The sequence below is a fragment of the Pseudarthrobacter sp. Y6 genome (assembly GCF_050156205.1).
Lineage (GTDB): Bacteria > Actinomycetota > Actinomycetes > Actinomycetales > Micrococcaceae > Arthrobacter.
On the sequence record NZ_CP189574.1, the window covers coordinates 3,106,839 to 3,132,332 of the forward strand.

A 25,494-nucleotide genomic window follows, 5' to 3' on the forward strand; every position below is an offset into this window, starting at 1 on the left:
CCCACGGCAGCCCCTCCAAAGACCCGATACGGGGCTCTCTGTTCCCCGCGTCAGCCTACCGAAGCATGGCAGCAGCCGCGATGGGGAGCGCTCCCCCTAGTCCTGCGCGACATGGCGCCCGCCATGCTCGACTATAGCGCGATACGCCAACAACTGGATAAATCCGCCGGTCAGGGACAAACACGTCCCTGACGCTCAGCAATGAGGTATTCCATGGCTCCCGGGCTGTCCAAGTTTCGTGTGCGACGCAATGATGTAACGTCCGACGTTCCGGGACGATCCCGAACGGATAGATGATCGCACCGGTCACCAGGACAACCGCGGCAGCAGCAAAAGCCGAACACGTAACGATTTTGTTGTGCCGCTTCTTGAGACCGAACTTCCCCAGCACATTTGTCACGGCATTACTATTCCTCCACTGGGCGTTCGCCCGTCATCAGCACTGCGGGATTCCATGGGCGTACGGTTGTCCGAGCTGAGCGTGGCCCGCGACCATATAGAACCCGACGTTCCGGTTGGATCCGGGTTCAATGCGGTAGAACGGCTGATCCGGCCTGTCGGTCCAGTGGTCGTTCATCATCACGTAGCAGCGGACCACGATCCGCTCGCCGCTGTTGACGTAGTACCACGGCGGGGTATCGCCGTTGTTGATGCCCTGGCAGTCGAAGTAGGGCGCCGGCCGGTAGCTGGCCTTGCCGTATTCGAACGTGCACGTGCGCACCAAATCAGTGCCCTTCACGACAGTGGTGATCCATTCGCCTTGCGTTCCCGAGGAGGCGGACGCCGAAGCGATGCCGCTCTCTGTCCCCAGCGAGTTGACAGTCTTGACGTCGATCCGATGGGTCTCGCTGAATCCGCCGGTGTTGATCACCCTGCTGCCGGACGGGGCCACGTTCTCCCAGCCGCCGCCGTCGATGCTGATCCTCGTGGAAACTACATCATTAGTTGTAGTGGACGGGGAGGACCAGTTCAGGGTCAGCGACTTCTGGTTCATGGCACCGTTCTGCCCTGAGGCGGAGGGCGTACCCGGCGACCCGTAGGGAGTGGTGGAGGCTCCAGCGCTGGCGTTGGAGCTCGGCGCCGCCGTGGAGTGCGCGATCACCGTGATGGTGATCTGTGTCCCGTTGGTGAAGCCACCCACGGTCTGGCCGCGGGTGATCGAACCAGTCTCGCCCGTGCTGGCGTTGTAGCTATAGCTGACCTCATTCACGGAGGAGCCGTTACGTTCGGCCGCTGTCAGTTCCTTGAAATTGATGGTCACCTTTCGTCCCGCTCCTCCGGTGTCCGCGGCAGCGACTGTGACCCCCGAGACCTGGCCGAGTTTGCCGGTGGCGCGCCGGGGTGCCGAGGCCGGACTGACGGCACCCTTTCCTGCCTTGTTTTCGGCCTGGACGGTGAACGTGTACTCGGCTTCTGAGTTGTTCGCCGTGAAGTTGGCCGTGCGCACCGTACCGGCGATGGTCTGGGTCTGCGGTGCGCCGCCGCCACCGCCACTCATGGTGACGTAGTAGTTCTTGATAGCGTCACCGTTGGTATTGGGTTCCGTCCAGTTCACGCGCAGCTGGTTGGTGGTTCCCACGGCTGAGGCCACGGCGGAGGTCGGTGCCGCCGGTGCAGCGGGCACTCCGGCGGGGTTGTCTTCGGAGGAATAGATGCTCCAGTCGGACGGGCCGAGCTCGTTGAGAGCCTGGGCACGCACCTTGTAGCGGACGCCGTTCGCCAGGCCGGGCCAGCTGTAGGTAAGTCCGGTGACACCGTTCTTCACGGCGATTCCGCTGGCCGGCGGCGGGGAGATCTCGAGGTTGTAGCTCTTGACGGCAGAGCCCTCAGTTTTGGCCGGCAACCAGTCGATCACCATGTTCTTGTCCCCCGCTTTCACGGTGGGTGCTTCCGGTGGAGAAGGCTTTTCGTCCGGCCGGATTTCATTCGACTGCGCTGACGCCTGGGAGTCACCCACCTCGTTGGTGGCGATCACGGTGAAGACATACTTCACATCGTTGGTCAGCCCGGCCAGCGTGCACGTGGTGGTGGCGCATTTTTGTTCGAAGCCGGTGTTGGACTTGACGGTGTAGCCGGTGATGGTGGCACCGTTGTCCGACGGCGGAGCCCACTTGAGCACAGCCGTCCGGCTGCGCACGTCCGTGGCAGTGGGGGCCGAGGGGGCATCCGGTTTGTCCCGGACCGTGACGCGGACCCGGCCGTTCACCTGGCGGGATGGATCATCGGTCTTGTCCGAGACCGTGTAGCGCAGCACCATCACGCCCTTGGATCCGTCCGCGGGCGTCACCGTGATGGAGTCCCCGCTAATGAGCGGTTGCCCTGCGGCGGATCCGGTTTCCACGGCGACGGAGGCGATCTTCAGCGGGGTGTCACTGAACGGATTGAAGTCGTTGGCCAGGACATTTATGGTCTCGGTCCGGCCGGCGTTGGCCTTCTCGAGGACGTCCTCATTGGCGGTGGGGAGCGGCCGGTTGGAGGCGACCACGGTAGCCGTCACCGAGGCTTTGACCGGTCCGGACCGCCCGTCCGTCACTTTCAAGGGGATGGTTCCCTTTCGGCCGGCGGCCATGCCCGGCTCGGAGCTCACGGCGAGCGTCTGCCCCTCAATCGTTGCCTTGAAGCCCTCCGGCAGGGACCCGTCGAACTCGAATTTGAGTTTTTCCTGATCGCCGGAATCCACGTCCCTGGCAAGGTTGCCCAGCTCCAGGCTCGCTGTTTCAGCCTTCGGCACTTCCAGGTCGCTTCCGCTAAAGGTGGGCTCGTGGTTGGCGTTCGGGTCCGGAATGACCCTGGTCATGACGGTCAGTGTGGACTTCAGGCCCTGGGGGTCTTCCGGACCGGACCCGTCTGTCACTTCGAAGGTGACGGAGCCGGGGCCAACGTAATCCTTGAGCGACGCGTAGCGCAGTGTCCTGGCGTTGCCGCCGATGACGTTTTGGGGGTCGGCACCCTGTACCTGGACTTTGTCCGCCTGAGTGATCTGCGGCGTGCGGCCTTCCCGCACGCGGACGTACTCGTTGAGGTCCAGCGTGACTTCCTTGCCGGCCATCACTTCCACAACGTCGGTGCGGGCCAGGGTGGGGTGCTCCTCACCTTGCCCGGGGACCCAGATGACCGCGGTGGCGGTCTGGCCGTCGACGTCGGTGACCGTGTACGGGACCAGCTGGTCCGCTGGTGCAAGGTTGACCACCACGTTGCCGTCACTGCCGACGCCGGCGTTCGGGTTTCCGTCAGGGAGGCTGACCTTGAGTTCCGAGGCCACTCCGTCGGGGTCGGAGTCGTTTTTCAGGACCGGAGCGTCCACGGCGGATTTGCCCAGCGTCTCGGCTGGCGTGATGACATCGTCCTTGGCGATCGGGGCTTTGAGGGTGGCGTCCGGGCTGACCCGGACGCGGATCACGGCACTGCCCTGGGCTTTCTTGTCGTCCTGGATCTTGTAGCCCACGCTCTCGTTGCCGGCGGCGCCCGGCGCGGTGAGCAACACCCGGCCACCGTCAGCGGTTTCGACGCTGAGTTCAGGGCGGGCTTCAAACGCGTTGGCGACAAGCCCGATCGGGTCCCCGTCCGGGTCTGAGTCGTTGCTGAGGGCGTCTACGGCGATCTTGCGACCAGGCCGGACATCGACGGAGTCGTCGACGGCGATGGGTTTCTGGTTATTGGGCTCAGGCGGGGCAATGCCCACAATGACCGTACCGGTGTTCTCGGCGCCGATCCGGTCCCGGACACGGTAGGTGAACGTGTCCGTGCCGGCAGCCGATCCGGTCGCGGTGAACTCAAGGTAGCCGTCCCTGATGACGGCTGTTCCCATCGCGGGGGCCTTGTCCACTCCGATCAGCTGCACGGAGTCGCCGTCGGAGTCGATGCCGTCCAAAGGCACGGGAATCCGCACCACCATGCCGGAGACCACCCGGGCGGTGAGGTTTTTCGGCTCGGGGCGGGTGTTCCGTTCGTCATCGCGGGCGCGGATGCGGATGGTGACCTGCTGAGAGTCCGACTGTCCGGAATCGTTGGTGACCTTGTAGATCGCATAGGCCGTCTTGGGCAGGTCCCCGGCAATAAAGCGCAGCGTGTTGCCCGCGCGGAAGATGCGGCCGTCGGCGTCGTCGGGCTTCTGCGGCAGCTCCGGCTCCAGGGTGAGCTTGCCACCGTTGGGGTCGGTGTCGTTCTCAAGGACGGGTATGGTGACCACGTCGCCGACCCGGACCGAGACCTCGTCCGGTTTTGCCTGGGGTGCCTGTAGCTTGGCCGGAGCCGGGACCACCAGCACGGCGATGTCGCCGCTGGCCGAGGACTTGCCGTTGGAAATCGTGTATTTGACGTTGAGCTGGCCCTCGGCCCGGATGTCGGTGATCCGGACTACGGAGTGGTCCAGCACCGAAACAGTGACCGGCAGGCCGTCAGCCGCGGTGACGGACTGGACCACCAGGACGCCGCCGGAAGGGTCCGAGTCGTTGCCCAGGACGTCGACCAGAACGCTGCCGCCGCTCGGCAGCAGGGCCGTGTCCCGCACAGCAACGGGGGCGCCGTCGCCGTCGCCGGAAACCACGTCCACGCGGACCAGCTGCTGGGCGCTGGCCGGACCGTTCGTCACGAGGTAGGACACATAGTGGGCGCCTTCGGCTGTGGAGTTGAAGGTGAAGGTCTGCTGGTCCGCCCCCATGGTGGCGGTGGAGTTGCCGTCGGGCGTGATCTGGGCGAGGCGGAGGGCCCCGCCCTGGGGGTCCGAATCGTTCTTCAGCGGTGTGATCACGGTGTCCACACCGGCAACGGCGACGACGTGGTCCGCGTTGGCGATCGGGGGCAGCGCACCCGGAGCGCGGACATCCACGGTGACTTTTCCTTCGGCGGTCGACTGGCCGTCGGAGACCGTCACGGTGACCATTTTGCGGCCGGGTTCCGTGCCGGCGTCCTGGAAAGTGAGCAGCCCGTCGGGCCGGACCTTGACCTGGTCACGGGGGTCAGTCCCGCTGGCGCCGACCACGTAGAGGTCGTCGCCGTCGGGGTCCGCCCAGTCGGTGAGGATGTTCTGGCTGACGATTTTGCCCGCCTGAACCACGAGGGTGGTGTTGCGGTTCGGCTTCTGCCGCGGGGCGGAGTTCTCGCCCGGCGGGATGATGTTAAGGGTGATGTCGGAGGAGGCCGTGAGGCCGCGGCCGTCGTCGACCGTGTATTTGAAGGTTTCGGAGCCGGTTTTGTCGGCTGGGACGCTGACCTGGAAGCCGGTGGAGCCGTAGATAGGGGCGAGGAGACCGGACTGGATCGGATCGGGCGCGCGGACAGTAAGGATGTCGCCGTCGGGGTCGGTGTCGTTGTCCAGGACGGGGAGGAGGGCGGTCCGTCCCGCCCGTATCCCGAACGTGTCAGGCTTGGCCACGGGTGCGCTGTTGGGTTTGGTGCGGTCCGGCAACACGGTCTGCTGGACTTCGTCGGCGGAGTCCTTGTCCGCATCGTCGGAGGTTTCCTTCGGCGGGATGACGTCTTCCCAGTTGTTCACGAGCTGCATGTTCTGGTTCACCAGCCACACATTCCCGGAGTTCACATCGTTCAGGACCACCAGGTCCCGGTTCACCCGGAAAACGTACGACGGCGATGCACTCGCCTTGGGCACGTCCACATTCTTGTCATCAGCATCATTGGCACAGTCCCGGACATACTTATTCGCCCCGGACCAGGCCGCATGCACACACCCGGCCAACTGCACCGGAGCCGCCGGCACCCCCTCACCATCAAAGGTGACCGTCTTCGCCGTCGACCCGTCCAGCGGCTGCTTCAGCAACGCCTTCTGCGTCGAAACCGCCACAAAATCACTCGCCGGGCCGCCCTGCTGCAACCTCGCATCCCGTGCGTTCTCCAACTGCAGGCGCTTACCGCCCGGCAGGAACAACTTCCCCGCAGCCGCATCCAACACCACCGGCTTATCCCCCACCACCGTGATCTGCAGATCACCGGCACCCTTCAAATCACCCCACGTACTGGCATCAGTGGACGTTGGCTCACCGTCCGCGTTGACCGCGGTGACAGTGACAATGCCCGTCTTAGGGTCGGCACTGTAGATCCGGTCATCGGCCCCAACCGCGGACACCGTGCCCTGCGAAGCAGCCAGCACGGGCTCGGTGGACTCCTCGTCGAAACCGTTCACCGTGGAGGGTGAAAGCGCCCAAACTTTGCCCTTGGCCGAGTCCGTCACCGAGATCACGCTGCCACCGAAGCTCACTTCCGCCGACCCCGGCAACTGCTTGTCCCCGCCCAGGCGCATGTTCGCAGGCGAAACCTGGTTCAACGTCGAACCCGCCTCATCATCCACAAACACATCCCCGGCATTCTGGAGAATATCGAAAGTAGTACTCGCCGGCGTCACCGCACCATCCAAAACCCGCGACGGATAATTCAGCCGGCCCACCGCATTGTTCGACTTCGAGACCACCCACACCCCGCCGTCGTTCAACTCCACCTCGGTGGTCTTAAACCCCGGATAGATGATCGCACCGGCAACCAGGACAACCGCGGCAGCGGCAAGAGCCGTTCCCGCAATGCCGCGGGAGCGCAGGATTCCGCGGCGCGTGGTCCAGCCCGCACTGTTTCCTGTCCGCGCAGTTGTGACACGCGGATTTGCAGCACGCGCCGTTCGGCGAAGTTTCATGACCGGTATCTCCCCAGATAAGACTCCGGCCGGGCCGATGTACGGTCCGCTGCAGCCGGGCACAACCGATTATAGCGGTATTCACCATCAAGTGGATAAATACGTGGCGACGGTAACGCCCTAGTCGAGGACCAAGCCTTTTCCTTGTCCGCGCGCCAGGAGCACGGGATGGATTTCGCCGAACCCGCGGACATTTTCGGCGGCCTGCGGAACAAGAATGAAGCGCTTGTCCTGGTCCAGCGCGGAAGCAGTCATGGAGTCGATCAGGACCGTTCCCGGATCCGCCAACGTGGTGAGCCGGGCAGCGAGGTTGACCGTAGGGCCGTAGATGTCCCCCAGCCGGGACAGGATCCTGCCCCAGACCATCGCCACCCGCGCTTCCGGCAGGATCTCGTCTTCGGTGAACGCCTGTGACAGGGCCAGCGAGATCTCGGCTCCGGCAGCCGGCGTTTCGGCGATATACAGGACTTCGTCGCCTACTGTCTTGACCAGCCGCCCGCCGCCAACGGAAATGATCTCGGCGCATTTGTTCTCAAAGCGCTGGACCAGCCGGGCGAGGGTCTTTTCATTCATCCGGCGGGAGAGACTCGTATAGGAAACCAGGTCAGCAAAGCCGACGGCGCGGGCCAGCGGCAGCGGGGCATCGTCCTCATCGCCGTCGCGGCCTTCTTCGCTGGCCTGCAGGCCAGCCTCGGCGCGCACGGCCAGGCGTTGAACGCCTGCATTGAGTTGCCGCCGCCACGAATAGACCAGCATCTCCTCCAGCGCGTCCAGCAAGGAGGGCAGTTCCTTCACCAGGCGCTTGCGGGCCACAGCGTCAGTGACGCCCTGCTCGTGGACCATGTCCTCCACCAGGGCCTCGATCTGCCAGACCACCATGCGGTCTGTCATCTGCCCGATGGACCGGGTCACGGAGATGGCGGCCTCTTCGGTCAGCACGCCGGTGCGGACCAGGTCAACGACGGTGGACAGCGCGGCCTGATCCCGTTCGGTGAAGGCGACGTCTTCGTCGCCGAAGTTCGGGAAGCCGAGGGCACGCCACAGCTTCCGGGCCGAAAGGAGGGACAGTCCTGCCCCGGCGGCCACCTCACGGCGCCGCAACTTCCGCTCGCCGCCCAACAGTCGGGACTCGAGTGCCTTGGCAGCCACTCGTTCGGGAGACAGTGTGCCTGTTGCCGGGTGTGCAGTTTCGGGCACGGCGGGAACCGGCAGGTCCGCTTCTTCCCGTTGGTCCTCATCGTTCATCGTCTCCACCTTCTCTCAACTCCCACGGCAACGTTTCGTCTGTGTAATCCGATATCTCATCAGTCCCCGGGTCCCCGCCAACAGACAGTTCGTCAATCGCATCCAGCACGAAGTCCCGGAACCGTACTGCTTCCGGGACGTCCTGGATGCTCACCACACCTTGGTACCCGGTTTCCAAGGATATATTCCCGGAGCGCAATATGCGCTGCACCACCGACTGGTGGACCGTCACGTTGCGGATCGACGCGAGGTTGACCTGCTCGTCCCGGCGCCGCACCATGCCGTAGCGGGCAATAATCCGCCTGCTCGTGAGGATGTACCGGGTTGCCTGCCACCGCAGCAGCCGGGGCAGGCAATATGCCAACCATATCCACGCAGCGGCAACAGCGCAGGCAAGGACGATCCACGGTGTCCAGGCAGCGGAAGCCACCGGCACCAGCCGGGTAGCCTCGCCCCGCACGGTCCAGGCACTGGCAAAAGCTGCAGCGGCCGGTGCCGCAATGAAGGCTGCGGCCGGGCCGGCCAGCTTCCTCGGCTGCGGGCGGGTGATTGTAATGACCTGCTCGCCCGGCACGAGGCCTTTACGCATAGCCGCTTTCAGCGCCCTGGCCCGGCGGGGTCCACGGGCGCAGGTGGACTACATCGCCGGCGGTGACCACATGCTCCCGGCGGTCCTTGTCCACCACCAGGAGTGAGCCGTACTCGTCCAGCCTCGAAGCGTGCCCGATGATCTCGTGGTCACCGGGCAGCTGCGCGCGCACTTGCTTGCCCAGCGTCACCATCACGGATTCCACCCGCTTGTGGAGCGAAGGGCCGCCGGCAATCCCGGCGGTGGGGTCGCCGTCGGCATTGCAGAAGCTGCGGTAGAGCACTGTGAAATGGGCGAGGTAGCTCTTGAGCAGCACGGTCCGATCAACAGTCAGCGGTTCTTCCAGGGCAACGGACGTCGCTGTGGGCACCGGGAGTTCTGACGCGGTCAAAGTCACGTTCAGGCCGGTCCCCAAAATGACCGGAGGAACAGAACCGTCCCCCATGGGCCCCAGCTGGGCCAGGATCCCGGCGATCTTGCGGCCACGGACCAGGACGTCATTGGGCCACTTGAGCTCGGCCGGAATACCAGCGGTCTCACGCAGTGTCTCCCGCAGCGCCAGTGCGCCCAGCAGTGACAGCCACGAATAGGTATGGGTGGGCAGGGGCCTGCCCTCGGCGTTGGCGGGACGCAGGACCAGGGACACCGACACCGAGCTCAGCGGCGGCGCTTCCCACCGCCGGTCCAGGCGTCCCCGGGCAGCGGTCTGGTACTCGGCCGTCAGCACTGACAGGTCCGGCCACTCTTTGGGCTCAACCGTCACCGAGCGCAGGAGATCCGCGTTGGTGGAACCGGTGGAGTCCACCACCACCACCTTGGCGATGCCCGTGGCCGCCAGGAAATCCTGGTCCGCCAAGGCTCCGCGATTCAACGGACTTCCTGGGGTGTGTGAGTCATCCATGGTTGAATCCTATCGACTCAGGCGCCGCCGCTGGCCGTTCCCGCAGCCACATGACTGGAACCGCGGCTCAGAGGAATATGTCCGGAACCAGCCGATCCTCCGCTGCCCCGAGGCTGTACGGACGGAAGTCGGTGACCCCCGCCGCGCGGAGCACCTGTTCGTCCGTATAGAAGTTTCCGCTGGGCGCACCCGCACTGCCCCCGTGCGCGCCGGCCAGGTGAGTGCCGGCCAGGTTGCTGCCGGTCAGAACGGCGTGGGCTGCGTCGGCCATGATCTGCGGTCCGCGGGCGGCCTGGACGATTTCCTGACCGCCGGGCATATTCCGGATGGCCGCGGTATCGATGAGGGTGCACGGCCAGAGAGAGTTGACGTTGATGCCGTCGGCCTTGAGTTCTTCGGCAAGTCCCAGCGTCGTGAGGCTCATCCCGTATTTGGCCATGGTGTACGCCAAGTGCTTGCCTGCCCAGTGGGGGTCAAGATTCAGGGGCGGCGACAGCGTCAGGATGTGTGCGTGGGCGGATCTGCGCAGGGCGGGCAGTGACAGCTTGGAGAGCAGGAACGTCCCGCGGACGTTGATGTCCTGCATCAGGTCGTAGCGTTTCATATCCACGTCATCGGTGGTGGAGAGATCGATCGCGGACGCATTGTTCAGCACGATGTCGATCCCGCCGAAGCGTTCGACGGCGGCCGCCACGGCACCTGCGACGTTTTCGTCACTGCGCACATCGCCCACGATTGCCAGGGCTTGGCCCCCGGCGGCCTCCACCTGCTCGGCGGCGCTGAAGACAGTGCCCGCCAGCTTGGCATGGGGCTGGCCGGTCTTGGCCATAAGGACAATATTGGCACCGTCCTGCGCGGCCCGGGTGGCAATGGCCAGCCCGATGCCGCGGCTGCCGCCGGACATCAGAATGGTGCGGCCCCGAAGGGACCCGGTGGCCTGGTACGGCGCTGCGGCAGTGGACCTTGCATCGTTGCTGGAAGTCATGGCTCCACTGTAGCCGAGGTATGTTACTAGCGAGTAACATACTGCTGGCCGCTGGAAAGTGCGGAAAATTGTAGGTTTTCTACAGTCGTCCCACGCAGATGCGTCATTAGACTAGCCAGCAGGGTTCGTCTTTTGTGTGCAATCTACTTAAATCCCGCGCCTGACCTGCCAGCCACCACCGCACGCAGCACCACATTGTTACAGCACCAATCTGCTACAGAGCCGGAGACACTTGATGAGCCACGATCTGACAACGACAGCGGGAAAGATCGCCGATTTCCGCGACCGCCAGGCCCGTGCAGAACAACCCTCCGGCCCCGAAGCCATCGAAAAGCAGCATGCCCGCGGCAAGAACACCGCCCGCGAGCGCGTAGACCTCCTGCTGGACGAAGGCTCGTTTGTGGAGTTCGACGCGCTGGCCGTGCACCGCTCCACCGCCTTCGACATGGAAAAGAAGAAGCCGCTCGGCGACGGGCTGGTCTCCGGCTACGGCACGGTGGACGGGCGTCCCGTTGCCGTCTACAGCCAGGACTTTTCGGTTTACGGCGGATCGTTGAGCCAGGTCAACGGCGAGAAGATCGTCAAGGTCCAGGAATTCGCCCTGCGCAACGGCTGCCCGGTAGTGGGCATCCTCGACGGCGGCGGTGCCCGCATCCAGGAAGGCGTGGCCTCACTGGCCATGTTTGCCGACATCTTCCGCAATAACGTCCACGCGTCCGGCGTAGTGCCGCAGATTTCGCTCATCATGGGACCGTCCGCCGGCGGCGCGGCCTACTCCCCCGCCCTCACGGATTATGTAGTGATGGTGGACAAGACCTCGCACATGTTCATTACGGGACCTGACGTCATCAAGACCGTCACGGGCGAAGACGTGGACATGGAGTCCCTGGGCGGCGCACGCCAGCACAATGCCAACACGGGAACCTCCACCTATCTGGCCTCCGACGAAGCCGATGCCATCGAGTTCGTCCGCGAACTGCTGGACTTCCTGCCGTCCAACAACCTCGCCGAGGCCCCGGTGCTGGAGCACCAGCAGGAGCTGGAGATCAACGACGACGACCTCGCCCTGGACACTCTCGTCCCGGACTCTGCCAACCAGCCGTACGACATGCGCACCGTCATCGAGCAGGTCGTTGACGACGCACATTTCCTGGAGATGCAGTCCCTCTATGCCCCCAACGTCATGATCGGCTACGGCCGGGTTGAGGGACACACCGTGGGGATCGTGGCCAATCAGCCGCTGCAGTTCGCCGGCACGCTGGACATTGCGGCCTCGGAGAAGGCCGCGCGCTTCGTCCGGAACTGCGACGCCTTCAACGTCCCCATCATTACCCTGGTGGATGTCCCCGGGTTCCTGCCCGGCAAGGACCAGGAGTTTCAGGGCATCATCCGCCGCGGCGCCAAGCTGCTGTACGCCTACGCCGAAGCCACCGTCCCCAAGCTGACGGTCATCACGCGCAAGGCCTACGGCGGAGCGTACATCGTGATGGGCTCCAAGAAGCTCGGCGCGGACCTGAACCTGGCGTGGCCCACGGCGCAGATCGGCGTGATGGGCGCCCAGGGCGCCGTCAACATCCTGTACCGCCGCGAACTGGCCGCCGTTGCCGAGGCCGGCGGGGACGTTGAAGCCCGGCGAGCCGAGATCATCCGGCAGTATGAAGACGAGCTACTGAACCCCTACCAGGCTGCCCAGCTGGGCTACGTGGACGCAGTCATCGCACCGTCCGATACCCGAGGCCAGATCATCAAGGGCCTTCGCGCCCTCCGCGACAAGCGGGCCAGCCTGCCCACCAAGAAGCACGGGAACATTCCGCTGTGAGTGCGGACATGAACCAGGCCGCTGAACTCGCTCAACCCCTGCTTTCTGTGGTTAAAGGGCACCCGTCGGCCGAGGAGCTCGCGGCGCTGACCGCCGTCGTACTTTCCCTGGGCAGCGCGGACGCCGTGGCCGCCGGGAAGCCCTCTGCCCGCGACTGGGTGCGCCGCCAGCAACTGCGGCTCGCCCCGACGCCGGGACCCGGCGCCTGGAGGCGGAGCCGGGGTTAGGCTCGTGGGGTGACTACCGAGACCGCCCCCGCCGCCCGTCCGCACTCCGCCATCGATGCCGTGGCGGATGACTATACCGACACACTCATCCGGCTGAACCCGTCGCTTGCCACCACGCTGGGGCTGCCGGGGCACGAGACCGAGTACCCGGATTACTCCCCCGCTGGCATCGCGGGTTTTGCAGCGGAAGCCCGCAAGGCCCTTGCTGCCCTGGAGGGCTTGGCACCCCAGGACGACGTTGATGCCGTCACCCTGGACGCCATGCGGGAACGGCTGGGCCTCCAGCTGGAAATCCACGGGTCGGGCTGGGATGTGGCGGAGCTGAACAACATCGCCTCCCCTGCACAGGACATCCGGGCCGTTTTCGACCTGATGCCCACGGACACCGGCGAGCACTGGGAGCACATCGCCGGCAGGGCGGTCAATGTTCCGGCGGCGATCGAGGGCTACATTGCCTCGCTCCGTTCCGCCAAGAATGCCGGCAAGGTCTCCGCGGTCCGCCAGGTCAAGATCGTGATCGAACAAACAAGCAAGTACGCCGCCGAGGACGGCTTCTTCGCCAAGCTCGCCGCGGAAGCCGCCGTCGACGGCCAGCCGCTGCCTGCGGACGTGCAGGAAGAGCTCGACGCCGGTGTTGGCGCTGCGCGCCGTGCCTACCGGGAGCTCGCGGAGTTCCTCCGCACGGAACTGCTGCCTGCCGCCCCGCAGCAGGACGCCGTCGGCCGCGAACGCTACGCACTGGCCTCGCGCTCCTTCCTGGGCGCCGCCGTCGACCTCGAAGAGACCTACGCATGGGGAGTCCAGGAACTGGACCGGCTCATCGCCGAGCAGGAAAAAGTCGCGTCCAGCATCAAGCCAGGGGCCGGCATCGCGGAGGCAAAGGAAGTCCTCAACAACGACCCCGCGCGCCAGCTCAAGGGCACGGCGGCGCTCAAGGCCTGGATGCAGGAACTCTCGGACAAGGCTGTTGCCGACCTCGCGGGTGTGCACTTCGATATCCCGGACGTGATGAAGAAGCTTGAATGCCTTATCGCCCCGACCGACGAAGGCGGCATTTACTACACCGGCCCGTCGGATGATTTCTCGCGCCCGGGCCGGATGTGGTGGTCCGTCCCGGCCGGCGAAGACACCTTCACCACCTGGGCCGAAACCACCACGGTCTTCCATGAAGGCGTTCCCGGCCACCACCTGCAGGTGGCCACCGCCACCTACCGGCGGGAACTGCTGAACAAGTGGCGGCGGAACGTCTGCTGGACCTCCGGCCACGGCGAAGGCTGGGCCCTGTACGCGGAAAAGCTCATGCAGGAACTCGGCTACCTGGCCGATCCCGGCGACCACATGGGCATGCTGGACATGCAGCGGATGCGGGCGGCCCGCGTGGTGTTCGACATCGGCGTCCACCTTGAACTCGAGATCCCCGAACGCTGGGGCACCGGAACATGGACCCCGGAGGCGGGCTACGAATTCCTCAAAGAGAACCTGCCCATCAGCGAGGGCCAGCTCAGATTCGAATTCACCCGCTACCTCGGTTGGCCCGGCCAGGCCCCGTCCTACAAAGTGGGCCAGCGCCTCTGGGAACAGATCCGGGCCGACCTCGAAACCCGGCCCGGCTTTGATCTTAAGGCGTTCCACACGAAGGCTCTGAATGTCGGCTCCGTAGGCCTCGATACCCTCCGGCGGGCGTTGCTTTCTTAGCCCCCCTCTGCCGGATCGGCGAGAGGTTCGCCACACCACCGCAGGGAATAACTTCATAATTGCCTGATATGACGGCGGATTTACGGGGATTCTTGGCTTGTTATGGCGACGGGGTGCGTAATATTTCTCAACATCTGTTCGCTGTGATAAGCGGGGCGGCCTAGCGTGTTCTGGTGAGCACTCAAACCCGCACCCCCGAATCCGCAGGAAAGACCGGCTTCCAGCTGCCCAAGTGGGCTGGCTCGTTCGGTTTCCAGATCATCGCCGCCCTCATCGTGGGCCTGGGACTAGGCCTGCTGGCCAAGTACACGGGCAGCACCAAGGAGGCCCCCAACGGCCTTGGCGCCACGCTGCAGACCATCGGCTCCAGCTACGTTTCGCTGCTGCAGACCGCAGTAGTTCCGCTGATCTTCACCGCCGTCGTGAGCTCGATCTCGAACCTGCGCCAGGTCTCCAACGCCGCCAAGCTGGCCTGGAACACCCTGCTCTGGTTCGCCATCACCTCCCTGATCGCCGTCGTGATCGGCATCGGCCTCGGAGTGCTCCTGCAGCCCGGCGCCAACACCGGCATCACCCAGGAGGCCAAGTACGCCGGCAAGTCCGGTGACTGGTGGTCCTTCCTGATCGGGCTGTTCCCCAAGAACTTCCTTGGCCTTGGAGCCAGTTCCACCGTGACTGAAAGCGCCACCGCGGCCACCACGGTCAGCACCTCTATCAGCTTCAACGTGCTCCAGATCCTGGTGATTGCCATCGCCGTCGGCGTCGCCGCCCTCAAGGTGGGCAAGGCTGCCGAGCCGTTCCTGAACCTCAACGCGTCGGCGCTGGCCGTCATCCAGAAGGTCCTCTGGTGGATCATCCGCATCGCCCCGCTCGGCACAGTTGGCCTGATCGGCAACGCCGCGGCCGTCTACGGCTGGGACACCATCGGCGCGCTCGGCAAGTTCACCTTCGCCATCTACGTGGGACTGGCCCTGGTGCTGTTTGTGGTTTACCCGGCCCTGATCCGCTCGCACGGCCTGTCCGTGAAGCAGTACTTCTCCGGGGTCTGGCCTGCCGTGCAGCTGGCGTTTGTGTCCCGCTCCTCGATCGGAACCCTGCCGCTGACCCAGCGCGTCACGGAGCGCAGCCTGGGTGTTCCCCGGGCCTACGCTTCCTTCGCCGTGCCCCTGGGCGCCACCACCAAGATGGACGGCTGCGCCGCGATCTACCCCGCGATCTCCGCCATCTTTGTGGCCCAGTTCTTCGGCGTCCAGCTGGATGTCAGCCACTACCTCCTCATCGCCCTCGTCTCGGTCCTTGGTTCCGCCGCAACTGCCGGCACTACGGGCGCCGTGGTGATGCTCACGCTGACGCTCTCCACGCTGGGACTGCCCCTGGCCGGCGTCGGACTCCTGCTCGCTGTTGACCCCATCCTGGACATGGGCCGCACCGCGGTCAACGTCGCGGGCCAGGCCCTCGTCCCCACCATCGTGGCCAAGCGCCAGGGCATGCTCGACGAGGCGCTCTACAACGCACCCCGCAACGGCACTCCGTTTGTGGACGACGACGCCGACTCCTCCGCTGCGGATCCCTCCGCCATCACCGGAGGTGCTGACTCGCCGGAAGCCGGACGCGAACTGGCCGACGCGAAGGCCTGACCGCAGCAGCCCCGCCACACCCCCCTCCCCCGAGTTTTTGTCCAGATAATGCGCCCAGGAAACGCTCAAAGGGTCATTATCTGGACAAAAACTCTTTTGGGGCGGGGTGCTTTGCGCTAGCGGCCACCACCTCCGATGACTCCGTTCTGGACTGCCTTGGTCACGGCGTCGGCCTCGGCCTGGGTCAGCTTGCCGTCGGTGACGGCCTGGTCCAGGCGAGACTTCAGGGCCGCGGCGCGATCTGCCTGTTCGGCGGTGCGCAGCTCTTCGAGCGCCGCCGTGACCTTGGCCTCATCGATGCCGAGCGTCGCCGCGAGGGACTTCGCGAGTTCAGCCTGCTTCGCGGCCGGGTCCGGCCGGGTTTTTTCAGTTGTTGTTCCGTCGGCCGGCGGGGTGGTGGGCTTGTTGGCCTCACGGTAGGCCTTCAGGGCCTCCGTCACCTTGGCCTCGTCCACGCCCAGCTTGGTGGCAAGGTCCGCTGCGTCCACGCCGCGGAAGCCGCCGTGTCCATGGCCACCCCGCATACCCTTCCCTTCAGCGGGGCCGGCGCTGGTGCTGCCGTCGGCGGAGGCTCTCGAGCTGGCGCTGGGGGTGGGCGTCGGCGTCGTGGTTGCGGACGCCATGCCAGCGACGCCGATCCCGGCGCCAACGGCCAGCGCGGTGGCCGTGAGGCCAAGGGCAATTCTCTTTGTGCGTACCATTCTTGTCTCCTGGATCTGCCGTCCGGTGACGGCTGGTCAAGATGTCCCAGACGGGACTCTTCCAGTGTCCGGCGCCAGCTTCAGGCTCAGCTGTCGGGAACCTTTCATCTTCCTGTGAATCACCTTGCGCGGCGTGCAAACTTGCACGTAGTGTAATTTCATGCCCGAACTTCTCTCGCGCCGTGAGCTGAACAAAGCCGCCACCCGCCAGGCCATCACCGATGCCGCGTTGACCCTGCTGCGCGCCCAGGGACCCGGGAATTTCACGGTGGAAGAAATCGCCGAATCAGCCGGGATCTCGCGCCGCACCTTCTTCAACTACTTCAGCAGCACCGAGGCCGCGCTGGCCTCCATGACGCACGGGTTTCTGGACAACGCCCTTCAGCAGTTCCGGCAGCGGCCCGCCGACGAGCCCATCCTCGAATCCGCGCGCGCGGCCCTGATGCAGCTGGCCGACCCCATGACGGTGGCGCCCCTGGCTGAACTCTTCACCCTCACCCAGGACAACGCGGTCCTGTCCCGGTCCGAACTTGAGGCGTGGGACCACTGCACCGAAGAGATCATCAGCGCGGCCCGGGAGCGCTTCGCCGGAACCCCGGGCGCCGTCGTCGACGAACTGTACCTGCGCGCCCTCGCAGGCTCCGTCATCTCCTGCGGGAAGGCGGCCATGGACGTGTGGTTCGCCCAATGCGGCGCCGACCTCACACCCGCATCGCTCGCTGTCCTGCGGCAGCTGCTCATTGACGCCATGGGCCACCTCGGCTCCGGCTTCGGCAGCCCTGTTCCAGCAGCCAAAACTTCCGCGACCCCCACAGCTGCCACTACCCACCTCCTCAAAGAACGGCTCTGACATGGCCCTGCTGCTCTACCGCCTCGGCAAGTTCTCTTACCGCCACCGCTGGCTGGTCATTTCGCTCTGGCTCGCGGCGCTGGTGGCCGTGGGCGGCTCCGCAGCCGCCTTCCACGGCACGCTGTCCAACAACTTCCAGATTCCGGGCACTGAGACCCAGCGGATCGCGGACAAGCTGAAGCAGGAACTTCCGGCAGTGTCGGGCGGCTCTGCCACTATCGTCTTTGAAGCCCCGGAAGGCGGCTTTACAGACGGGAGCCGCGCCGCCGTAACAGCTGCCCTGACCAAGCTTGGTGATCTGCCGGACGTCAAGGCCACGGTGGACCCGTTCGCCACGCAGGCGCAGATGGACCAGGCGGGGCAGGCCATCACCGACGGCGAGCGGCAGCTTACCGTCGGCCGGGCCCGCCTGGCTGCCTCACGAGCGGAGCTCGACGCCGGCACCGCGCAGCTGAGCGCCGCGGAACAGCAGATGGCCGCAGGCAGCGCCACCGCAGCCATGATCGAGGCCCGGCTCGGAGCACAAAAGGCCGCCCTGGCACAGGGCCAGGCACAGCTCGACGCAGGCACACAGGAACTGGACGCCGCCAAGGCCAAGCTGGACCTGGGCAAGCGGCAGGCCGAAGCTTCCGGCGGGATCCGCTTCGTCTCGGCGGACGGCCAGGCGGCCGTGGCCCAGGTGCAGTTCAACACCTCCATCAACGCCCTCACCCCGGCGGTGCGCCAGCACGTCCAGGACATCGCGCATGAGACCTCGTCCGAAGGCGTGACGGCACTGGCCAGCAAGGAAATCACCGAAGACATTTCAGAACTCTTCGGCACGGCCGAAATCATCGGCATCGGGGTGGCGGCCCTGGTCCTGATCCTGATGCTCGGCACGCTCATCGCAGCGGGCCTGCCGCTGCTGATGGCCGTCATCGGCGTTGGTGTCGGGGTGGGCATCACGTTCGCCCTGTCCGGCGCCTTCGAGATGAGCTCCATCTCCCCCATGCTCGCGCTGATGCTGGGCCTCGCCGTGGGCATCGACTACTCCCTGTTCATCGTCAACCGGCACCGGACCCAGCTGCTGGCGGGCATGGACCCCGAGGAATCCGTGGCGCGGGCCACGGGAACCTCGGGCAACGCGGTGCTTTTCGCCGGCCTGACGGTCATCATTGCCCTCGCCGCCCTGGTGGTGCCCGGGCTGCCGTTCCTGAGCGTGATGGGCCTGGCCGCGGCCGGCACCGTCGCGGTGGCCGTCCTGGTGGCGCTCACCCTGACCCCCGCCATGCTGTCCCTGATCGGCCGGCGCATCATTTCCCGGCGGGCCTGGGCCAAGGCCGATGCCCACAACGCCGAGACCGGCCACGAGGTTGCCGACCAAGCCAAGGATGAGGAAAAGAGCACCCGGGGCTGGGGCGGCCTGGTCACCAGGCACCCCGTCGTGGCGCTCGTCGCCGGCGTGCTCCTGCTCGGCACGCTGGCCCTGCCAGCCGCGCAGCTCCAGCTCGCCCTGCCCGACGGCGGCTCCGAACCGGTGGACTCCGAGGCCTACCAGGCCTATGACGTCACAGCACGCAGCTTCGGCGAGGGCGTTACCGGCCCGATTGTGGTGGTGGGCGAATTCCCGGCCGGCCTGGATGAGGCCAAGGCCCAGGAACTGCAGTATGACGTCGCGGACCTGATCCGTGGCGTGGACAACGTAGTGGCAACAGTGCCGGTAGCACTGAGCGAGGACCGCCGCACCGCCGTGTTCCAGGTCATCCCGGAAGAGGGGCCGGCCAAGGCCGGTACGGTGCAGGTAGTGAGGGAACTCCGCGAACGCGGCGCGCAGATCCAGGCCGAAACCGGGGTCACCATCGGGCTGACAGGGCAGACCGCCGGCAACATCGACGTCTCCACGAAACTCGGTGACGCCCTTCCGCCGTACCTGGCGATCGTCGTCGGGCTTTCCCTCGTGCTGTTACTGCTGGTGTTCCGATCCATTGTGGTTCCGCTGCTGGCAACCGGCGGTTTCCTGCTGTCCCTGGCCGCCGCGTTCGGCCTGGTGGTGGCCGTCTACCAGTGGGGCTGGCTGGGCGGTGTGTTCGACGTCGCCAATCCCGGCGCGGTGCTGAGCTTCCTGCCGATCATCCTGATCGGTGTGCTGTTCGGCCTGGCGATGGACTACCAGGTGTTCATCGCATCCGGCATGCGCGAGTCCTATATGCATGGCGCCCCGGCGAAAAAGGCCGTACGCATCGGCTTCAGCCATGCCGGCGCCGTGGTGACCGCCGCCGCGATCATCATGGTCAGTGTGTTCGCCGGCTTCATCTTCAGCCACCTGACCATGGTCCGGCCGCTGGGCTTCGCCATGGCGTTCGGTGTGCTGCTGGATGCGTTTGTGGTCCGCATGACGATCGTCCCGGCTGTGATGTACCTGCTGGGCGAAAAGACCTGGTGGCTGCCGAAGTGGCTGGACCGGGTCCTCCCGGATGTGGACGTGGAGGGCGCCCGGCTGGAACGCCGCGAAAACGAGCAGCGGAAGCTGACCGAGCCCGTCCACTAGGCTGAAACGGTGACCCGCCTCATCCTCGCCTCCCAGTCCCCCGCCCGCACCAAGCTCCTGGCCGACGCCGGCATCCGGCACTCCGTGCTGGTCTCCGACGTGGACGAGGACGCAGTCCAGGCGCGCTACGGCGTCACGGATCCGCACGATACCGCGCTGCTGCTGGCACGCGCGAAGGCCGAGGCGGTGGCCGCGTTGCCGGAAGCGGAGGGCGCGCTGGTCATCGGCTGCGACTCCGTCTTCGAGTTCGACGGCGAGGCGCACGGCAAACCGTACACGGCCGCCGTCGCCCGCGAACGGATGCTGCGGATGAGCGGCAACAGCGGGGTCCTGCACACCGGCCACTGGCTGGTGGACTGCCGCGCGACGGCAGCCGATGACGAACCCGCCGAGATAGGCACCGACGCAGCGCCCGACGACGGCACCACGGCACCGGGATCCGGCGCCACGCTCGGGGCGGTGGCCTCCGCCGAGGTCCACTTCACGGACATGGATCCGGAAGAGATCGACGCGTACATCGCCACGGGCGAACCGCTGCACTGCGCCGGCTCCTTCACCATCGACGGTCTGGGCGGCGCGTTCATCCGCAAGGTCGACGGGGACCCGCACGCCGTCGTTGGGCTGTCAGTCTCCACACTCCGCAGTCTCCTCGGGCACGCAAACGTACGCATCACGGACCTGTGGTCCGCCGAATAATTGCGGCGATTTTCCGGCCAATTGTAGGTTCCCTACAAAGCCGCGCCCGTTTACACGCGGAAACCGCAAGTAATATCGGCGGACCCCACAAAATCGCGCTAGGCTCCCTGAAGGAAAGAAGGAGACGCCTTGTCAGCAAATTTGGAGCAGTCCGCTAGTCCCGTGCAGTCGAACCTCACCAAGGTGCTGATCGCAAACCGAGGCGAAATCGCAGTGCGCGTCATCCGCGCGGCACGCGACGAGGGCATTGCCTCCGTGGCTGTCTACGCCGATCCGGACCGCGACGCGCTCCATGTCAGGCTTGCCGACGAGGCCTACTCCCTGGGTGGCAACACCGCCGCGGAGTCCTACCTGGTGATGGACAAGATCATTGACGTTGCCCGCCAGTCCGGTGCCGACGGCATCCATCCCGGTTACGGCTTCCTCGCCGAAAACGCCGAGTTCGCCGCCAAGGTCATCGCGGCCGGCATCACCTGGATCGGCCCCTCCCCTGACGCCATCTCCGCCCTCGGCGACAAGGTGCAGGCCCGGCACATAGCTGAGAAAGTGGGCGCCCCCCAGGTCCCCGGCACCGCCGATCCTGTGCAGTCGGCCGAGGAAATCCTCGAGTTCGTGGACAAGTTCGGCCTGCCCGTGGCCATCAAGGCAGCCTTCGGCGGCGGCGGCCGCGGCATCAAAGTGGCCCGCACCCGCGAGGAAATCCCGGAGCTCTTCGAGTCTGCCGTCCGTGAGGCCACAGCAGCCTTCGGCCGCGGCGAGTGCTTCATTGAACGTTTCCTGGACGCCCCGCGCCACGTCGAAACGCAGTGCCTCGCGGACTCCCACGGCAACGTCGTTGTCGTCTCCACGCGTGACTGCTCCCTGCAGCGCCGCAACCAGAAGCTGGTTGAAGAAGCACCTGCCCCGTTCCTCACGGAAGAGCAGAACCGCCGCCTGTACGAATCCTCGAAGGCGATCCTGAAGGAAGCCGGTTACCTCGGCGCCGGAACCTGCGAGTTCCTGGTGGGCCAGGACGGCACCATCTCTTTCCTCGAGGTCAACACCCGCCTGCAGGTGGAGCACTGCGTCTCCGAAGAAGTCACGGGCATCGACCTGGTCCGCGAACAGTTCCGGCTGGCGCGCGGCGAGGAGCTTGGCTACGGCGACCCCGAGGTCCGCGGCCACTCGTTCGAATTCCGCATCACCGGTGAGGATCCGGGCCGCAACTTCATGCCTGCCCCCGGCACCATCACCACCTTGAAGAACCCTACGGGCCCCGGCATCCGGATCGATTCCGGCGTGGAGCAGGGCGATGTCATCAGCGGCAACTTCGACTCGATGCTCTCCAAGCTGATCGTCACCGGCGCCACCCGTGCCCAGGCCCTGCAGCGTTCGCGGCGCGCCTTGGAGGAAATGGTGGTGGGAGGCATCCCCACCGTTATCCCCTTCGACCTCGCCGTTGTTTCGGACCCCGCTTTTGCACCCGCGGAAGGGCCTTTCAGCATCCACACCCGCTGGATTGAAACCGAATTCGTCAACAACATTCCCGCCTGGACGCCGGACGGAACCGCTGAAGCCAGCGGCGACGCCGGCGAACGCCAGCGTGTGGTGGTTGAAGTAGGGGGCAAACGCCTCGAAGTTGTCCTGCCGGCCTCCCTGGGTTCGATCGGGGCGGGTTCCGCCGCCGGCTCCGGAGCCAAGTCCGGCAAGTCCAAGAAACGCCTCCGTTCGGGCGGTGCGGCCGCGGCCGCCGCCGGCGTCGCACTGACCTCCCCGATGCAGGGCACCATCGTCAAGGTTGCCGTGGCCAACGGCGACGTTGTGGCCGAGGGTGACCTGGTGGTGGTTCTCGAAGCGATGAAGATGGAACAGCCCCTGACCGCGCACCGTTCCGGAACCATCACCGGACTCAGCGCAGCGGCCGGTGAGACGGTTTCGGCCGGCGCCGTCATCGCCACAATCGAAGACTAGACCCTGCCGGAGGCACCCCATGCTCGCACCCAGTTTTGAAGAAGAAGTAGACCGCTACCACCTGGCGGTTCCGGAAATCACCCGCGGGAATCCCGGTGCCGTCAAGGACCTGTATTCCAGGCTCGACGACGTCACGCTGGCCAACCCGTTCGGCGGCATCGCACGTGGTTGGGCCCAGGTGGAGGCCCGCCTGGACCAGGCGTCCCGGCAGTTCCAGGACGGCGAGATGCTCGGGTTCGACACCATCACGTCCTACACCGCACGCGACACGGCCTACCTGGTGGAAACGGAACACTTCCGGGCCCGTCTGGAGAGCGCCGCAGCGCCAGAGGAATTCGCGCTCCGCGTGACCAGCATCTTCCGGCGCGAAGAAGGCTACTGGAAGCTGGTCCACCGCCACGCAGACCCGGCCGCTCAGCCGCAGTCCCGTCGATCCTTCGCGCAGCCTGCCAGCCATTGACATCGCTCCGGCGCCGGGGTGCAGTCTGACATTGCGCCGCACCCTTGCGCTGGGGGTGCTCTGGCGTTGAGCTGGGGCGAAAGGCACACTTAGCGTGTGAAGCCTTTCCTGTTCCTTGCCTCCCGGGCCGAAGACGCCGCCGCAGAGGAAGAGTATGAGGCGTACCTGACGTATGGCGGGCTGGCGCCTTCGCAGCTGAGGCGTGTCCGGCTTGAGGCCGCTCCCCTGCCGCAACTGGACCTGAACGATTACTCGGCGGTGATTGTGGGCGGCAGTCCCTTCACCTCCAGCGACCCCGCGGAGAAGAAAAGCGAAAACCAGCACCGGGTGGAGCGTGAGCTTGCCGGGCTGCTGGACCGGATCGTGGCCGAGGACTTCCCTTTCCTTGGCGCCTGCTACGGCGTGGGGACGCTGGGCAGGCACCAGGGCGCCGTGATTGACAGGACGTTCGGCGAGCCCTTGGGCGGCGTTGAGATCGAGCTGACAGGGGCAGGAATTGCGGACCCTGTCCTGCGCGGGATGCCGCGCACGTTCATAGCATTTACAGGCCACAAAGAGGCCTGTTCATCGCTGCCGGCCCACGCCGTGCTGCTGGCATCCTCCCGGGCGTGCCCCGTCCACATGTTCCGGATCAAGCAGAACCTGTACGCCACGCAGTTCCACCCTGAGCTGGATGCGGAGGGCCTGGTCACACGGATCGACATCTACCGGCATGCCGGCTACTTCCCGCCGGAGTCCGCCGAGGAACTCATGGCGGACGCGCGGCGTTACACGGCCACGGAGCCTATGAAGATCCTGAAGAACTTCGTGGACCGCTACGCCAGCTGAGCCTGCGGACGGGTGGCGAGCGCCGCCGTCGTGCGTTCCTCCCCAGGTGGTCCCGCCCGGACACAGCAATGCCCGGCCTGCTCCCCGGAATAACGGGGAACACGCCGGGCAGTACTGTCAGCAACGGGGCTACGACGGCGGCGCGTCAGGCTACGTTGTTCTCGTAGTCCAGGTCGCGGGTTTCCTTGCTCACGAACAGCGCGATCAGCGTCAGCACCGACATCGCGGTCAGGTAGACACCCACCAGGACCGGGCTGCCGTCAGCCAGCTCCCAGAGCGCGACGGCGATGAACGGAGCCACCGCAGCACCCAGGATGCTGGACACGTTGTAGCTGACGGCGGAGCCCGTGTACCGCACGTTGGTGGGGAACAGTTCCGGCAGCAGCGCACCCATGGGACCGAACGTGAGTCCCATCAGCGAGAAGCCGATGACCAGCAGAGCCATGGTGCCCACAAAGCCGCCGCTGAACAGCGGAACGAACAGCAGGCCGAAGACGAAGATGCCACCCGTGACGGTCAACAGCATCTTGCGGCGGCCGTACTTCTCCGCCAGCGGACCGGAAACCAGCGTGAAGATACCGAAGAACACGACGCCGGCAATCAGCATCCAGAGGAAGTCGTTGCGGGTGAAGCCCAGGCCTGGAACAAACGCTGCCGCGGCGGCCTCGGACATCGGCTTGCCGGCCTTCTCGGCGGCTGCCTTGGCGGCGTCCAGGTTGGAGGCACGGGTGCCGTAGGTCAGCGTGAACGTGGTCATCAGGTAGAAGAGCACGTACGTGGCGAGCATGATGAACGTGCCCAGGATGAGCGGACGCCCACTGGACTTGAAGACCCGGGCCAGCGGCAGCTTGGCCACCTCATTGGATTCGAGCACCTTGGTGAAGGCAGGCGTTTCGATCAGTTTCAGGCGGACGTACAGGCCGATGATGACCATGACGGCGCTGAGCAGGAACGGCACGCGCCAGCCCCAGGCCAGGAAGTCGGCCGGTGTCAGGGTATAGCTGGCCACGAGGAAGATCACGTTGGCGATGATGAAGCCGATGGGTGCACCGAGCTGCGGGAACGTGCCGTAGATGGCGCGTTTGTTGGCCGGGGCGTTTTCGGTGGCCAGCAGGGCTGCGCCGCTCCATTCGCCGCCGAGGGCGAGGCCCTGGGCGAAGCGCATCACAACGAGGAGTGCCGGAGCCCAGAATTGCCAGCCCGGGACGAGCGCGGTGGGCAGGCAGCCGATCAGGAAGGTGGCAATACCCATGGTCAGCAGCGAGGCCACCAGGGTCCCCTTGCGGCCGAACTTGTCGCCGAAGTGGCCAAAGACGATGGATCCCAGCGGGCGGGCAACGAAGGCCACACCGAAGACAGCGAAGGAGCTGAGCAGCTGGGTGGTCTCGTTCTGGTTGGGGAAGAACAGCGACGGGAAGACGAGCACCGCGGCGGTGGCGTAGACGTAGAAATCGTAGAACTCAACGGTGGTGCCGATCAGGCTGGCCACAATCACGCGGCCGCGCGAGTTCACCGCCTTGGGGGATCCTGGCTCCGCGGTGGTTTGGATAGATGACATATGAACACTTTCCTGAGGACCGGCCGGGCCCGGTAAGGTCCGGCATGCAGTAATTAGAGTTCAATATTAGTTCCGGCCGTCCAGTCAATGGACAAAAGGTCCATCATGTGGACTTGCGGCCCATGTCTCATCCTTCGGTCCGCTGACTCTCCTCACGCCGCCGGCCGGCTGCCGATAGGCAAATGT

General features: G+C 65.6%; 17 protein-coding genes. 10 read left to right on the top strand and 7 right to left on the bottom strand.

What is annotated here, in order from left to right; translation table 11 throughout:
• Positions 1-436: 436 nt before the first annotated feature.
• The 5 genes from ACQCSW_RS14905 to ACQCSW_RS14925 form a co-directional block, all read right to left on the bottom strand.
• A complete protein-coding gene (locus ACQCSW_RS14905; RefSeq protein ID WP_426987080.1) occupies positions 437-6,640 on the bottom strand; it encodes an Ig-like domain-containing protein in 6,204 nt (2,067 codons plus the stop codon).
• A gap of 120 nt (positions 6,641-6,760) precedes the next feature.
• On the bottom strand, positions 6,761-7,885 hold the full coding sequence (locus ACQCSW_RS14910; protein ID WP_426987082.1) for an adenylate/guanylate cyclase domain-containing protein: 1,125 nt from the start codon (positions 7,883-7,885) through the stop codon (positions 6,761-6,763).
• Positions 7,875-8,474 (bottom strand): PH domain-containing protein, encoded by a 600-nt coding sequence (locus tag ACQCSW_RS14915; protein WP_426987084.1) that lies wholly within the window; start codon positions 8,472-8,474, stop codon positions 7,875-7,877. Before ACQCSW_RS14915 ends, ACQCSW_RS14910 begins: the two co-directional genes overlap by 11 nt.
• Positions 8,467-9,375 carry a biotin--[acetyl-CoA-carboxylase] ligase gene (locus ACQCSW_RS14920; protein ID WP_426987085.1) on the bottom strand — a complete coding sequence of 303 codons (909 nt, stop codon included), beginning with the start codon at positions 9,373-9,375 and terminating at the stop codon, positions 8,467-8,469. Before ACQCSW_RS14920 ends, ACQCSW_RS14915 begins: the two co-directional genes overlap by 8 nt.
• Before the next feature lie 67 nt (positions 9,376-9,442).
• Entirely contained in the window at positions 9,443-10,360 is a 918-nt protein-coding gene (locus ACQCSW_RS14925; RefSeq protein WP_426987087.1) for an SDR family oxidoreductase, read from the bottom strand.
• Positions 10,361-10,595: 235 nt separating this feature from the next.
• Between ACQCSW_RS14925 and ACQCSW_RS14930 the strand changes: the two genes are divergently transcribed.
• The 4 genes from ACQCSW_RS14930 (at position 10,596) to ACQCSW_RS14945 (ending at position 15,738) form a co-directional block, all read left to right on the top strand.
• A complete protein-coding gene (locus ACQCSW_RS14930) occupies positions 10,596-12,179 on the top strand; it encodes an acyl-CoA carboxylase subunit beta (RefSeq protein ID WP_426987089.1) in 1,584 nt (527 codons plus the stop codon).
• An 8-nt stretch (positions 12,180-12,187) separates the two neighbouring features.
• Complete coding sequence (locus tag ACQCSW_RS14935; protein ID WP_426987091.1) at positions 12,188-12,406, top strand: acyl-CoA carboxylase subunit epsilon; 219 nt, start codon at positions 12,188-12,190, stop codon at positions 12,404-12,406.
• A gap of 9 nt (positions 12,407-12,415) precedes the next feature.
• The gene (locus tag ACQCSW_RS14940) at positions 12,416-14,101 is read left to right on the top strand and encodes a DUF885 domain-containing protein (protein WP_426987093.1); all 1,686 of its coding nucleotides are present in this window, start codon (positions 12,416-12,418) and stop codon (positions 14,099-14,101) included.
• A 173-nt stretch (positions 14,102-14,274) separates the two neighbouring features.
• Positions 14,275-15,738, top strand: coding sequence for a dicarboxylate/amino acid:cation symporter (locus ACQCSW_RS14945; RefSeq protein ID WP_426987095.1), 1,464 nt, complete (start codon positions 14,275-14,277; stop codon positions 15,736-15,738).
• Positions 15,739-15,854: 116 nt separating this feature from the next.
• On the opposite strand, the gene ACQCSW_RS14950 is transcribed toward ACQCSW_RS14945, so the two are convergent.
• On the bottom strand, positions 15,855-16,439 hold the full coding sequence (locus ACQCSW_RS14950) for a hypothetical protein (RefSeq protein ID WP_426987097.1): 585 nt from the start codon (positions 16,437-16,439) through the stop codon (positions 15,855-15,857).
• A gap of 160 nt (positions 16,440-16,599) precedes the next feature.
• On the opposite strand from ACQCSW_RS14950, the gene ACQCSW_RS14955 reads away from it, so the two are divergent.
• The 6 genes from ACQCSW_RS14955 (at position 16,600) to ACQCSW_RS14980 (ending at position 23,750) form a co-directional block, all read left to right on the top strand.
• Positions 16,600-17,289 carry a TetR/AcrR family transcriptional regulator gene (locus tag ACQCSW_RS14955; RefSeq protein ID WP_426987099.1) on the top strand — a complete coding sequence of 230 codons (690 nt, stop codon included), beginning with the start codon at positions 16,600-16,602 and terminating at the stop codon, positions 17,287-17,289.
• Position 17,290: 1 nt separating this feature from the next.
• Positions 17,291-19,816 carry an MMPL family transporter gene (locus ACQCSW_RS14960; protein ID WP_426987101.1) on the top strand — a complete coding sequence of 842 codons (2,526 nt, stop codon included), beginning with the start codon at positions 17,291-17,293 and terminating at the stop codon, positions 19,814-19,816.
• A gap of 9 nt (positions 19,817-19,825) precedes the next feature.
• The gene (locus tag ACQCSW_RS14965; RefSeq protein WP_426987103.1) at positions 19,826-20,512 is read left to right on the top strand and encodes a Maf family protein; all 687 of its coding nucleotides are present in this window, start codon (positions 19,826-19,828) and stop codon (positions 20,510-20,512) included.
• Positions 20,513-20,641: 129 nt separating this feature from the next.
• Positions 20,642-22,462 carry an acetyl/propionyl/methylcrotonyl-CoA carboxylase subunit alpha gene (locus tag ACQCSW_RS14970; RefSeq protein WP_426987105.1) on the top strand — a complete coding sequence of 607 codons (1,821 nt, stop codon included), beginning with the start codon at positions 20,642-20,644 and terminating at the stop codon, positions 22,460-22,462.
• A 19-nt stretch (positions 22,463-22,481) separates the two neighbouring features.
• On the top strand, positions 22,482-22,922 hold the full coding sequence (locus tag ACQCSW_RS14975) for a YybH family protein (protein ID WP_058929593.1): 441 nt from the start codon (positions 22,482-22,484) through the stop codon (positions 22,920-22,922).
• A gap of 96 nt (positions 22,923-23,018) precedes the next feature.
• Positions 23,019-23,750, top strand: coding sequence for a glutamine amidotransferase (locus ACQCSW_RS14980; RefSeq protein WP_426987107.1), 732 nt, complete (start codon positions 23,019-23,021; stop codon positions 23,748-23,750).
• Positions 23,751-23,895: 145 nt separating this feature from the next.
• Here ACQCSW_RS14980 and ACQCSW_RS14985 read toward each other — a convergent pair whose 3' ends face one another.
• Positions 23,896-25,308, bottom strand: coding sequence for an MFS transporter (locus ACQCSW_RS14985; RefSeq protein ID WP_426987109.1), 1,413 nt, complete (start codon positions 25,306-25,308; stop codon positions 23,896-23,898).
• Positions 25,309-25,494 lie beyond the last annotated feature (186 nt).